This is a genomic window from Actinokineospora auranticolor (assembly GCF_041897805.1).
In the GTDB taxonomy this organism is placed as follows: domain Bacteria; phylum Actinomycetota; class Actinomycetes; order Mycobacteriales; family Pseudonocardiaceae; genus Actinokineospora; species Actinokineospora auranticolor.
Window position 1 is genome coordinate 3,021,030 of record NZ_CP154825.1, and the last position, 12,949, is coordinate 3,033,978.

The following is a 12,949-nucleotide window of genomic DNA, read 5'->3' on the forward strand; positions in this document are numbered from 1 at the left end:
CGCTACCGCCGGATGAGGCCGTGGCGGTGCGCGTAGACGACGGCGTGCACCCGGTCGCGGAGGCCGAGCTTGGCCAAGACGCGTGAGACGTGCGTTTTCACCGTTTCCTCGCCGATGTGCAGCTCCGCCGCGATCTCCGCGTTGCTCAACGCGTCCGCGACGAGGAGCAACACCTCTCGTTCCCGCGACGTCAACCGGTCCGGCTCGGCGTCGTCGGGCCGCAGGCTGGCCGTGAACCGCGACACCAGCCGCTTCGTCACGGACGGGTCGATCAACGCGTCCCCGCGCGCGGCGACCCTGATCGCGGCGATCAGCTCCTCCGGTGGCAGGCTCTTGAGCAGGAACCCGCTGGCTCCCGCCCGCAGTGCCCGGTAGACGTACTCGTCGAGGTCGTAGGTGGTCAGCACGAGGACCTTGGTCCGGTTGGCGGGGTCGGCCAGGATCGCCTCGGTCGCGGCGAGCCCGTCGAGTTGGGGCATGCGGACGTCGAGCACCGCGACGTCCGGCCGCAGCCGCGCCACCTCGCGGACGGCGGCGGCGCCGTCGCCGACCTCCGCGACGCAGTCGAGGTCGTCCTGGGTGTCGAGCACGGCACGCATCCCGGACCGGAACATCGCGTGGTCGTCGCCCAACAGCACCTCTACCGCCACTGTTCCCCCTCTTTTAGTTGGCTTCCAACGGGATTGACACCTTGACTGTCCACTTGAGACCGTCTGGGTTCGGGCCGCAGTCGGTGCGGCCGCCGAACATGGCGGTGCGGTGGCGGATCCCGGTGAGGCCGCGGTGGCCGGTGGCGCCGTTCGAGGCGGACCGGGTGATGTCGTTGGTGACGGAGAGGGTGATCTCGGCCGGGGTCCGGTCGATGGTGAGGGTCGCGGAGCCGCCGTGCCCGTGGCGCAGGGCGTTGGTCAGGGCTTCCTGGGTGACCCGGTAGAGGGCGATGTCGACGGACTGGGGGACCGTGGCGAGGTCGCCGGACGTGACGACGCGGGTGGGTAAGCCCGCCTCGCGGACGACGGCGACCAGGTCGTCGAGGTCGGCGAGGCCGGGTTGGGTGCTCTCCTCGCCGCGGTGCAGGACGTCGAGGAGCCGTCGGAGGTCCGCCATGGCGGCGCGGCTGGCGGACTCGACCGCCGTCAACGACACCCGCACGGTATCCGGGCGGGACTCGTCGACGGGCAACGCCAACCGCGCCGCCCCCGCGTGGATGTTGATCGCGCTGACGTGGTGGGAGATCACGTCGTGCAGGTCCCGGGCGATGTCGGTCCGCTCCCGCGCCACCGCCCGCCGAACCGCCTCCCGCTCCTCCGCCGCTCGACGGGTGGCGAGGTGTTCGAGCCCGGCGATGTACCCCCGGCGCGCGGTGGTGTTGCGGCCGACCAGCCAGGGGAGCAGGCCGGTGGCCAGGATGTGCAGGACCGAGAGCCGCCAGTCGGTGCCGTAGAAGAAGCGCGCGGTGGCCAACCCGGTGGCCACGAAGGCCAGCGCGAACAACGCCTCGCGCGTCCCCAGCCACGCGCCTGCGCGGTAGCCCGCGACGAGGACGCCGACCTGGTTGGGCCCACCGAAGTCGAGCTGCCACACCACCGGCGTCAACGCCTCGGCGAGCCCGTGCACGAGGGCGACGGCACCGGCGTAGCGGGCCGGACCCGCGAGCAGCAGATCGGCCGCGACGGTGACCGCGATGGCCGCCCAACCCCGCCACCCGACGAACAGGTTGGGACACCCCATGACGAGAAACCCCACATCGGCCACGACGCACACCGCCGCGACCAACCACGCCTGGCGCCGCAGCGCCACCGCCGTGTTCAACACGGGCACAGCTTGACTCACCCGGGTGGGCCTGCGGAACCCGGACATACCTCACGTCCACGGCTGCGGGTGTTGAGAGTGGCGCACCGGCTCTGATCCGGGGAGGTGGGGGGCTTGCGTGATCATGGCGCGCCTCCGGCCCCCGAAATCCATTCGGGCCAAGGGGGCCGACAGTTCCGGCCGAAGACGATCAAGCCTGTGGATAGTGTGGGCGGCCGCAGTGGATCGCCTGCCACCTGCCGCTGTCGATGCTTCGCCGCCTTGCCGGAACCCACCGCTCCCACCGCCGCTCGACCGGTGTCACCCACCCCGCCCTTCCGTCAACCCACCCCGCAACCGTCGCTTGAGCCCAGCTCGCACTCGACGCAACGTGTTCCCGCCACGACATTCGGTTCGTCTCGGCTCTTCCCTGGCCACCCCGAAACCGCCGCAGAAGCCCAGTCACCGCAGAAGCCCTATCCCCGCCGAACGCAACGCGGCTGTACCGGCTCTACCCCATAACCACCGCAGGATCCCTCTCCCCGCAGAACGCAACGCGGCTGTACCGGACCCACCCCATAATTACCGCAGGATCCCAGCTCCCACCGAAGGCAGCGCGGCTGTACCGGACCCACTCCGAATCCGCCGCAGGATCCCAACCCCCACCCAACCCAACACGGCCGTACGGGACCCATCCCGAAACCGCCGCAGGATCCCAGCCCCCGCAGAACGCAACGCGCCCCTGCCACACGCCTTGATTGGGTGGGCTTGCTTTGCGTGGGGGGACGAACCTGCCAAGCTTCCCGGCGGGTGGGGTGGGCTTGCCCATCCCCACCGCTCTTCCCCACCGCAGGTCCGTAGGGGCCCCGCGCAAAGCAAGTTCACTCAATCGAGGCCGCGCATCTTTTCCGCGAACAGCCGGACCGATCAACCCAGCCACGGCTCCAACCGGCACCCCCGCAGCACAAAGATGATCAACGCATGCCTCCGGCCCCCAATGTCCATCCTAGCGACGAGGACCGACAGAACCGGAAGATCAACAGCGAGCCTGTGGACAACTCGAGATGCAACCAACGGCATCCCGATCGGCCCCCGCTCGCCGCCGCGAACCCAGCGAGAGCGGTGCCGCCGGCGGGAAGGCGGCGGGTGGCAACGATCGAACGATGATCGATGCCTCCGGCCCCCGACATCCATTCTACCGACAGCCACCGACAATTTCGCGAGAAGACGATCAAGGCCGGGGACAACTCGGGGTGACCCCGTGGTGACCCTGAGCGGGGTGTCCCCCTTGCGGGGGATCACGAATCCCCTCCTGCCGTGACGATCCGGTGCCGTGGTCGGCGATAGCGTCTTCGACCGTGGGGACAGGGGTGCGACTGGTGGTCGCTCTGGTGTTGCTGCTGCTCGGGGGAACAACCGCCGCCGCGGCGGACGGTGGGCCAGTCGGGGCCGACCTGCACGTGGCGCAGACGGTGGGGGAGCGCGAGTTGACCGTGGTGATCCGGCGGACCGACGGCGCGCCTGCACCGCTGCGCGTCGACGTGGTGGCCCACGCCGGGGACCCCGGTGGGGTGATCAGGGTGCGGGCTGTTCCGACCGGCGCCCGCGCGGTGAGTGAGGCGGCCGTCGAGCTGCGGCAACCGGGTCCGGTCGGGGTGTCCCTGTCCGTGGACCGCTTCGGCGCCTGGGAACTCGAGCTTGACGACGGTACCCACGTGGCCCGCATCCCGTTCACCGTGCCCGAGCGGATCACACCCGCCTGGGAACGGACCGCGTTCGGCGGTTTCGTCGCGGCCGGGGTCTTCCTGCTCGCCGCACTCGTGATGGCCCCGCGCGGCGGCCGGAAAGCGCTGGTGCCCGCGGCTGGAGTTGTCGCGTCGGTGGCGGTCGGGATCACCGCGGCGTTGCTCTCCGCTACGGTCGGGCCGAAAGCGGTCGTGGACACCGGACGCCCTCCCGTGGCGCTCGCGGTGACCCCGGACAGCGAAGCCAAAGCGGGGCAAGGCGTTTGGCTCTCGCTGGACTGGTACGACGCGGCCACCGGACGGCCGGTCGACGACCTCCTCGTCCACCACGGCGCCCTCGTCCACCTCGCCATCATCAGTCCCAACGGCACGCCGACCCACGTCCACCCCATGCGCGTCGGTCCGGGGCGGTACCGCATCCTCTACAAGCCAGCAGAACCCGGCAGGCACGCCATGGCCGCCGAGATCGCCCGCGCGGGCGGCGGGCAGCAGCAGATCCGGGCCGAGGTCGAAGTCGCGCCGGGCACCTCCCAAAAGTCCACTGTGGACAACACGGGCAAGGTCGACACCGGCGCGCCGGTCGCGGGCCGACCCGCGACGCTCACCGCCGACTTCGGCGGCCCCGACGACCTGCAACCCTGGCTCGGCATGCGCGGCCACCTCATCCTCGTCGGCCCCGGCGAAACCCTCTGGGCCCACGCCCACGCCCTCACCAGCCCCATGGCGGGCGGCCAACCCGACGAGAGCGTCGCCGCCTACCCCGCCAAGGTCTCGTTCACCTTCACCTTTCCCACCCCCGGCCGCTACCGGCTCTGGTTCCAGGCCGAACGCGACTACCGGATCCTCACCCTCCCCGCCGTCGTCGACGTCGCCCCCGGCGGGAGCCCCCGGTGAAGCCCCGGGGGAAAGCCCTGCTCGCGGGCGTCGTCGTCGCGCTCGTCGCCGTCTTCGCCGTCATCTGGACGACCCGGGACAAGCCGGTCGAGTTGACGGCCGGGACCGCCAGCTACGCCGTCCGGCTCACCGTCGACTCGCCGCGCATCGGGGGGAACGCCGTGCTCGTCGAGGTCACCGACCTGGCCGGGGCGCCGGTCGTGGCCGACGAGGTGACCGTCGAGCCCGTCATGGCCGACATGGGGCACGCGCTCACCCCGGTCCCGGCCACCGCCGCCGCACCCGGGCACTACCGGGCCGACCCCACGGACCTGCCGATGGCGGGCCTGTGGGAGTTGACCGTCACGGTCCGCCGGGACCGCGCCAGCGAGCACGCCGTCTTCACCCTCGTGATCTGACCGGAAGGAGACCGAAGTGGACCACGATGTCCCGACCACCAGGGAGATCCGCGCCCTGCCGCCCGCCGCCGCCCTGCTGACCGGGGGGCTGCTCACCCTGATCGGGCTGACCTGGGACGTCCAGTGGCACACCGACGTCGGACCCGACACCTTCTTCACCCTCCCGCACCTCTTCCTCTACGCGGGCAGCGCCGTCTCCGGACTGGCCAGCCTCACCGCCGTCCTCATGACCACCGCCGCCCGCCGCGCGGGCAGGCCGACCGACCCGGCCGTCGGCGGTGCCCCCGTCGGCGTGTTCGGCCGGGTGTTCACCGCCCCGCTCGGCTACCTCGTCGCGGGCTGCGGCGCCGCGTCGTTCCTGCTCTACGGCCTGTGGGACCAGTGGTGGCACGGCCTCTACGGGTTCGACGCCGTGATCGACTCGCCGCCGCACATCGGGTTGCTGACCTCGGTCATGGCCACCCTCGTCGGCACCGTCGTCGTCTTCGCCGCGGCCGTGGACCAGCGGTGGGGTCGGATCGGCGCGATCGTCTCGCTGGCCGTGCTGGCCGCGTTCAGCACCATCACGGTCGTGGCGTTCGAGACCATCAGCAGGCCGGTCAACGCCGTGCACGTGGCCATGGCCGGGCTGATGGTCCTCATCGTCGCCACCGGCGCGGCGTTCACCCGGTTCGGCGGCGTGCTGGTCGCCGCCGCGCTCGCCGTCGTCCAGGCGGTGAGCTGGTGGTTCTCCCCGTGGGCCGCCGAGGTCTACGCCGACGCGGTGGGCCTGCCGCTGCGCGACTACGTCGACGGCGTGCCGGTCATGCCCGCGTTGATGCCCATGGTGCTGATCCCGGCCGCGCTGCTGGTCCACCCGCTGCTGACCGCCCGCGCCCGCTGGGCCCCGGCGCTGGCGGGTGCCGTCGCGGGCGCGCTGGTCGCCGGGTTGCAGGTCGTGCAGAACTCGATCGTCTACGACTTCCCCACCCCGGCGGTGAGCAGGCTGCTGCCGACCGCGCTCGCCGGGGCCGTGCTCGGCCTGCTGGCCGGGCACGCGGGCACCCGCCTCGGCGGCGCGCTGCGCCACGCCAAGGGCTTCCCCACCGACGAGAGCGAGGCATCGTGAAGCGCACCATCGCCGCCGCGGTCACCACAGCGGCGCTGCTCGTGGGCACCGCCCCGGCGGCCCTGGCCTACGAACCGGTCAACGTCGTGCACACCGAGACCGTGCAGGCCGGGCCGTACCGGGTGGTGGTCGGGTTCAGCACCTGGCCCGTGCGGGCCATGCAGTCGTTGGACTTCACCTTCGCCCCGGACGGGGGGCTCGAGGGCAAGTCCGGGTACCTCACCGTCGTCCCGGCCGCGGCCCCGGACGTCGCCTGGGACGAGCCGCTGGCCCGGCACCCGCGCAAGCGCGACGTGTGGGGTCTCGACATCCGGGCCATGCCCGTGGCAGGCGACTACACGTTCGGGTTCCATCTCGAAGGCCCCCAGGGACCGGGCGAGGGCACGCTCACCGGGTTGGAGGTGCTGGCGCAGCCCGGTCCGCCGATGGGGCTGAGCTGGGCGTTGAGCACGCTGCCGCTGATCGGCCTCGTCGCGTTCCTGGCCATCGCCTGGCGCCGACACCGCAACCGGACCGCCACCCGGTAGGGAGCTTTCCTCAGGTTCGCCCGGCCCGTGCCGACCACCTCCGAAGGCGGCAGGTATGACCGGATGCTCTTAATGCGAACGTGAGGTAAACGATGGCTGCGGTGAACGCGTCAGAAGTCAAGGCATCGCGTGCCTCAGGTGCGCGGTTCGGCAGTTGGGGGATCCGCGCGAAGATCCTGGGCTCGTTGACGTCGGTGGTCCTGGTGGCCGTCGTGATCGGCATCGTCGCCATGATCCAGATGTCGCGGTTGGACGAGCGCCTGAAGACCGTGGCCACCGGCAACGCGGCCGCGCTGAGCGACCTCGGCGACATCCGCGGCGCGCAGGGAGACGTCAACCACTGGGCCGTCATGTGGTACGTCGACAACTCGCCCGAGGGGCAGAAGCGCGCCCGCGACGGGCAGCACACCGCGGACGCCGCCAGCGACGCCGCGATCACCGCGTACCTGGCCCACACCACCGAGCAGTCGGGCCGCGAGCGCGCGGCGCAGCTGCTGGCCGACCAGAAGAAGTTCCGCACCGAGCGGGACATCAGCTACGGCGACCCGGTGCCCGCGGGCTACACCCCGATCAGCGACATGAACGAGTTCAACACCCTGGTGATGAACATCGACAAGGGCATCACCGAGCTGGCCGTGATCGAGAAGACCAGCGCCGAGAAGGCCTCCGCCGAGGGCGAGTCCGCCTACACCGCCGCCTGGACCACCGTGCTCATCGCGATGATCGTCGGCCTGGCGGGCGCGATCCTGCTGGCGCTGGTCGTCTCCGGTCGCATCGTGCGCCCGCTGCGCCAGATCACCGGCGTGGCCCAGGCCATGGCCGCCGGTGACCTGAGCCGGGCCGCCGAGGTCCGCGGCAAGGACGAGGTCGCCCAGCTGGGCACCGCGTTCAACCAGGCCCGGGAGAACTTCGGCGACGCGGTGTCGGCGCTGGCCAACACCGCCGAGACCCTGCAGGCCGACTCCAACCGGCTGGTGCAGGTCTCCGACCGGCTGCTGACCAACACCAGCGGCGCCAACACCCAGGCCACCCAGGTCGCGTCCGCGGCCGACCGGGTCTCGCTGAACCTGCAGACCGTGGCCACCGGCGCCGACGAGCTGGGCTCGTCGATCAAGGAGATCGCGCACTCGGCCAACGAGGGCGCCACCGTGGCCTCGCACGCCGTCGAGGTCGCCGCCTCCACCACCGACGTGGTCGCCAAGCTGGGCGACTCCTCGGCGCAGATCGGCAACGTCGTCAAGGTCATCACCGAGATCGCCGAGCAGACCAACCTGCTGGCGCTCAACGCCACCATCGAGGCCGCCCGCGCCGGTGAGGCGGGCCGCGGGTTCGCCGTCGTGGCGAGCGAGGTCAAGGAGCTGGCGCAGGAGACCGCGAAGGCGACCGAGGACATCGTCCGCAAGGTCGAGGCCATCCAGTCCGACACCGCGCAGGCGGTCGGCACGATCGGCGAGATCAGCTCGATCATCGCCAAGATCAACGACTACCAGCTGGTGATCGCGTCCGCGGTCGAGGAGCAGACCGCGACCACCGCGGAGATGGGCCGCAACATCGCCCAGGCCGCGTCCGGCAGCACCGAGATCGCGGGCAGCATCTCCCACGTCGCCGACGCCACCAACACCGCGGCGAACGAGATCGACGAGAGCCGCCAGGCCGCCGTCGACCTGGAGAAGCTCTCGGCCCACCTGCGCGAGCTGGTCGCCAAGTTCAAGATCTGACCCGTCCCCTTGCTTCCCGGCGGATCACCCTCTCAGGGTGGTCCGCCGGTCGGCGTTTCAGGGGGACCCGTTCCCGGTCCACGCGTCGCCCCACGCCACGTCCCGCGCGTCCCGGTACGACTCCGGCGTGCGCTTGGTGACGGTCACGTCCGCGAGCGCGCCATCCGCGCCGCAGACCCGCAGCGACACGAGCCCCTTCCGCTTGACCGGGTGCCGCACCACCCGCCCCGGCGCGGGCGCCCAGTCGGCGCGCGCGGCGGCGACGTAGGAGAACTTCTCGTCCTCGAAGCCGAGCGTCGCGTCCTTGATCTTGCGGTGCACCGCGCTCCGGTTCAGCCGCGCGGTGAAGTGGCACCAGTCCTGCCCGGTCGGGATCGGGCAGGCGCCGCTGTGCGGACAAGGCGCCACGACCCGCAGCCCGGCCGCCACCAGCACATCGCGCGCCGCCAGCACCCGCTCGTACCCGGCGGGTGTCCCCGGTTCCACCACGACCACCAGCCCACCGGCCCGCGCCAGGGCGGCCACCGCGTCCGCCCGCGCCCGCTCGGTCAGCTCGTTGAGCACGTAGGACATCGTGACGACGTCCGCGGGCGGCACCTCCCCGATGCCCGCCCGCCGCCACTGGACCCCGCGCAGCCCGCCCCGCCCGGCCAAGCGCTTCCCCAGCGCCAGTGCTTGCGCGGACTGGTCGATCACGGTCACCTCCCGCAACGACCCCCACGCCGCCAGCGCCGCCCACACCGCCGCCCCGGTCCCACCGCCGACGTCGACCATGGACGCGGGCTCGAACCCGGGCGCGAGCCCGGACACGACGTCGAACACCGCCCCGAGCGCGGCGTGCGTCGCGGGCATCCGGTACGCCGCGTACGCCACGGCGGCCACCTCGGAATCGAGCACCACCGACCTCGGGTCGACCCCGGTGCGGTACCGCTCGATCAGCCCCCGAACCACCTCGCCGAGCCGCGCCGGGGGAAACCCCGACACCTCGTCCGCCAGCGCGTCACCCAGATCGCCCACAACCGGCCATCATGCCCGCCACCTCGCCGCACCCCGTGGGCGGGACCGGCGGAGCGGACGCGGTGGGTGACCGGGTGTCACTCTCGGTCGAACTAGTGGGAATCTTAGGTTAGTTGGGAATTTTTCTTCCGTGAGTGCCGTCATGAGGCGTGTGGGTCGCGCGTCCACTGGGTATGCGGATGCCCAGGACGTCGGACGGTCGGGGGCTCATACCTGAGCCCCGGCGCGGGGCGGTCGACCCCATGTCGACCCTCAGCCCCCTACAGCGGCACGTCCTGCGCCTGCGGGTCGTCGACGGGCGCACGGCCGAGGAGGTCGCCGTCGAGCTGTCGATGTCGCCCCAGGCCGTGCGGGTCACGCAGCACCGCGCGCTGGAGGCGTTGCGGGCGCACCTCAAGCGGCGCAGGCGCGACGCCGAGGACGACTCGGTCGAGTGATCTTCGCGGGGCCGCCCGGCGCGCGTCCTGGCGGGCCGCGAGGCGCGGCCTAGCCTGCCCGGCTATGAACGCGGCGGAGATCCACCGGCGGCACTGGGCGACCATCGACCGCTACGACTGGGAGGGCATGCGCGCCCTCTACCACCCCGAGTACCGCTACACCGACGTCACCGGAACCACCTTCGACGACACCGACACCCCGGTGGGCGTCATGGCGTACCTGCACGCCGCCTTCCCGGACGTCGTCTTCCACTACCGGGACTTCCACCCCAGCGCCGACGGCGGCACGTCCTTCGTCGAGGTGCGCTGCGTCGGCACCCACCTCGGCCCGCTGGGCGACCTGCCCGCCACCGGCAGGCGCGTGGTCAGCGTCGCCTGCCACGTCATCGAGGCCCGCGACGGGCTGATCACCGCCGAGCGCGACTACTTCGACATGGCCGCGATCGGCCGCCAGATCTCCGGCGAACTCGTGGTCGGCGAATAACCCACGTCACCCGGCAGTCCACGCAACCGACACGGCCCGGATTACGTCCCAGAAGCGGACATCCGGGCCGTTCCCATATGTAACTCAATTCTGTGAATAACGAATTGAGCAAATAGGGGCCACGATCCCCGGGCATCTGCCCTGGCCCGGCTGGTCCAATGTGGCCTTGCGCCGTTCGGTTCATCACCTCGTCCTATAGTTGAATGTGATGGCCGAAATGGCCGTTGTAATCAGCCCGTGATCTGAGATAACCGGATTCTCCTCTACTGTTTCGCCAGGCTTCACCAGGAGCCGACTGGTACGAATCAGGAGGAATTAGTGCGCCGAAGACTGGTCGTGGCTATCGCCGCGGCGACGGCGGTCGGCACCGGGGCGGTGATGGTCAGCTCGTCCGCCACCGCGGCTCCGATGGCCGCGCCGCAGGCTCCGTCGGCCGCTGCCGAGCACTCCGATGAGGTGGTCGCGCCGCTGGAGCAGAAGCGCCGGGCACTGCGCCAGGAAGGTCTGGCCCAGGTCCTGTCCGGGGAGGCCCGCGCGGAGAAGCGCGGCGCCAGCACCGTGGTCAAGGTGGGCAACAAGCCCGCCGCCAAGGGCCGCAACACCAAGGGCGTCGACCAGTACGTCGAGCTCGCCCGGGAGAAGACCGACAAGATCTTCGTGGTGCTCGCCGAGTTCGGCGATGAGCGCCACCCGGACTTCCCCGACCGCGACACCAGCCCCACCACCCCCGGTCCGGCTCGCTTCGACGGTCCCCGCCACAACCAGATCACCAAGCCCAACCGGGCCGTGGACAACAAGACGATCTGGCAGGCGGACTACTCGCAGAAGCACTACCAGGACCTCTACTTCTCGGCCGACCCCAAGGTCGAGTCGGTGAAGACCTTCTACGAGAAGGCCTCCTCCGGTCGGTACTCGGTCGACGGCCAGGTCACCGACTGGGTCAAGGTCCGCTACAACGAGGCGCGCTACGGCCGTTCCGACGGCTACCCGTGCCCCGGCAAGATCTGCGGCAACTCCTGGTTCCTCGTGCAGGACGCGCTGGACCAGTGGGTCGCCGACCGCAAGGCGCAGGGCGCGAGCGACGCCTCCATCAAGGCCGACCTCGCCTCCTACGACCAGTGGGACCGCTACGACTACGACGGCGACGGCGACTTCAACGAGCCGGACGGCTACCTCGACCACTTCCAGATCGTGCACGCGGGTGGTGACCAGTCCGACGCCGACCCGGCGCAGGGCGAGGACGCGATCTGGGCGCACCGCTGGTACGCCTTCTCCAGCAACACCACCGGCCCGGCGGGCAACAAGCTCGGCGGCGTGCAGATCGGCAACACCGGTCTGTGGGTCGGCGACTACACCATGCAGCCGGAGAACGGCGGCCTGGGCGTGTTCGCCCACGAGTACGGCCACGACCTCGGCCTGCCGGACAACTACGACACCGTCGGCCCCGGCGGTGCGCAGGAGAACGGCATCAACTGGTGGTCGCTGATGGCGCAGAGCCGCGTGTCCAGCGCGGACGAGCCCATCGGTCTGCGCGCCAACGACCTGTCGGCGTGGGACAAGCTGCAACTGGGCTGGCTGGACTACGAGACCGTGGTCGCGGGCCAGGACAAGAAGCTGGACCTCGGTCCGGCCGCGTACAACACCGACAAGGCCCAGGCCGTCGTGGTGGTCCTGCCGGACAAGCAGAAGTCCACCGTCTACGGCCCGCCCTTCGCGGGGCAGCGGATGTGGTGGAGCGACCGCGGCGACAACCTCGCCAACACGCTCACCCGCACCGTGGACCTGACCGGCAAGTCGGCGGCGGAGCTCAAGCTCAAGGCCCGCTACGACATCGAGGACTGCGACTGCGACTTCCTGTTCGTGGAGGCGTCCACCGACGGCGGCGCGAACTGGACCGCCCTCGACGGTGTCGCGAACGGCAAGCCGTTCATCCGCGACGCGCTGGGCACCCCGGCCATCGCGGGCACCACCAACAACCAGTGGGCCGACGTGTCGGTCCCGCTGACCTCGCTGGCGGGCAAGAACGCCAAGATCCGCTTCCGCTACCGCACCGACGGTGGCCTGGCGCTCAACGGCTTCTTCGCCGACGAGATCTCGGTGGTCGCCGACGGCACCCCGCTGTTCACCGACGGCGCCGAGAACGGCGACAACGGCTGGACCGCGGCGGGCTTCCGCACCACCACCGGCACGGAGACCGCGACGTTCGACAACTTCTACGTCGCGAGCAACCGCACCTATGTGGGCTACGACAAGTACCTGCAGCCCGGCCCGTACGACTACGGCTTCCCGGACCGGCCGAACTTCGCCACCCGGTTCCCGTACCAGAACGGCCTGCTGGTCACGTACTGGGACACCTCCCAGCCCGACAACAACACGTCGGTGCACCCGGGTGAGGCCCTGCTGTCGGTGGTCGACGCGCACCCCGAGCCGATCTACAACCTGCAGGGCCAGGCGTGGCGGCCCCGCGTGGCCGGGTACGACGCGCCGTTCTCGCTGGAGAAGTCGGACTCGTTCACCCTGTACGCGGGCGGTCGGGCCAGCTACATCCGCGGTACCGCCGCGCAGCCGCTCTTCGACGACAGCAAGTCGTACTGGAGCGCCGCGCAGCCGAGCGCGGGCGTCAAGCTGCCGAACGCCGGCGTCAGCATCAAGGTGCTGAAGCAGGAGGGCACCTCGCTGCAGATCCGGGTCTTCGCGACCAAGACCAAGTAGCGAGTCGCGTCGCCTGACGGACGGCAGCGGTGGTGGGGCATACCGCCGCTGCCGTTCCACAGAGGACACCGGGCCGGTGGTGGGGTTGACCCCACCACCGGCCCGGGTGCGTTCCGCA

At 71.0% G+C, this 12,949-nt stretch carries 11 protein-coding genes; 8 read left to right on the plus strand and 3 right to left on the minus strand.

What is annotated here, in order from left to right; genetic code table 11:
- Nucleotides 1-2: 2 nt before the first annotated feature.
- Both V5P93_RS13820 and V5P93_RS13825 read right to left on the minus strand, forming a co-directional pair.
- Nucleotides 3-650: a response regulator transcription factor gene (locus tag V5P93_RS13820; protein WP_104475781.1), complete on the minus strand. Its 648-nt coding sequence runs from the start codon at nucleotides 648-650 to the stop codon at nucleotides 3-5.
- Between the two features lie 13 nt (nucleotides 651-663).
- Nucleotides 664-1,815 carry a sensor histidine kinase gene (locus V5P93_RS13825; RefSeq protein WP_104476686.1) on the minus strand — a complete coding sequence of 384 codons (1,152 nt, stop codon included), beginning with the start codon at nucleotides 1,813-1,815 and terminating at the stop codon, nucleotides 664-666.
- Nucleotides 1,816-3,170: 1,355 nt separating this feature from the next.
- Between V5P93_RS13825 and V5P93_RS13830 the strand changes: the two genes are divergently transcribed.
- The 5 genes from V5P93_RS13830 (at nucleotide 3,171) to V5P93_RS13850 (ending at nucleotide 8,181) form a co-directional block, all read left to right on the plus strand.
- Entirely contained in the window at nucleotides 3,171-4,430 is a 1,260-nt protein-coding gene (locus V5P93_RS13830) for a hypothetical protein (protein WP_342752232.1), read from the plus strand.
- Entirely contained in the window at nucleotides 4,427-4,828 is a 402-nt protein-coding gene (locus V5P93_RS13835; protein ID WP_245930894.1) for a FixH family protein, read from the plus strand. Before V5P93_RS13830 ends, V5P93_RS13835 begins: the two co-directional genes overlap by 4 nt.
- A gap of 16 nt (nucleotides 4,829-4,844) precedes the next feature.
- Nucleotides 4,845-5,936 (plus strand): hypothetical protein, encoded by a 1,092-nt coding sequence (locus V5P93_RS13840; RefSeq protein WP_245930896.1) that lies wholly within the window; start codon nucleotides 4,845-4,847, stop codon nucleotides 5,934-5,936.
- Complete coding sequence (locus V5P93_RS13845; RefSeq protein ID WP_104475783.1) at nucleotides 5,933-6,463, plus strand: hypothetical protein; 531 nt, start codon at nucleotides 5,933-5,935, stop codon at nucleotides 6,461-6,463. The genes V5P93_RS13840 and V5P93_RS13845 overlap by 4 nt, the downstream gene beginning before the upstream one ends.
- A 101-nt stretch (nucleotides 6,464-6,564) precedes the next feature.
- Nucleotides 6,565-8,181, plus strand: a complete 1,617-nt coding sequence (locus tag V5P93_RS13850; protein WP_181043240.1) for a methyl-accepting chemotaxis protein — start codon at nucleotides 6,565-6,567, stop codon at nucleotides 8,179-8,181.
- A gap of 57 nt (nucleotides 8,182-8,238) precedes the next feature.
- Here V5P93_RS13850 and V5P93_RS13855 read toward each other — a convergent pair whose 3' ends face one another.
- Nucleotides 8,239-9,198: a small ribosomal subunit Rsm22 family protein gene (locus tag V5P93_RS13855; protein ID WP_104475787.1), complete on the minus strand. Its 960-nt coding sequence runs from the start codon at nucleotides 9,196-9,198 to the stop codon at nucleotides 8,239-8,241.
- Nucleotides 9,199-9,440: 242 nt separating this feature from the next.
- Here V5P93_RS13855 and V5P93_RS13860 point away from each other — a divergent pair, with 242 nt between their 5' ends.
- The 3 genes from V5P93_RS13860 (at nucleotide 9,441) to V5P93_RS13870 (ending at nucleotide 12,831) form a co-directional block, all read left to right on the plus strand.
- The gene (locus V5P93_RS13860; RefSeq protein ID WP_245930898.1) at nucleotides 9,441-9,635 is read left to right on the plus strand and encodes a sigma factor-like helix-turn-helix DNA-binding protein; all 195 of its coding nucleotides are present in this window, start codon (nucleotides 9,441-9,443) and stop codon (nucleotides 9,633-9,635) included.
- A gap of 64 nt (nucleotides 9,636-9,699) precedes the next feature.
- Nucleotides 9,700-10,119: an ester cyclase gene (locus V5P93_RS13865; protein ID WP_104475791.1), complete on the plus strand. Its 420-nt coding sequence runs from the start codon at nucleotides 9,700-9,702 to the stop codon at nucleotides 10,117-10,119.
- Between the two features lie 318 nt (nucleotides 10,120-10,437).
- Nucleotides 10,438-12,831, plus strand: a complete 2,394-nt coding sequence (locus V5P93_RS13870; RefSeq protein ID WP_245930900.1) for an immune inhibitor A domain-containing protein — start codon at nucleotides 10,438-10,440, stop codon at nucleotides 12,829-12,831.
- Nucleotides 12,832-12,949: the final 118 nt, after the last annotated feature.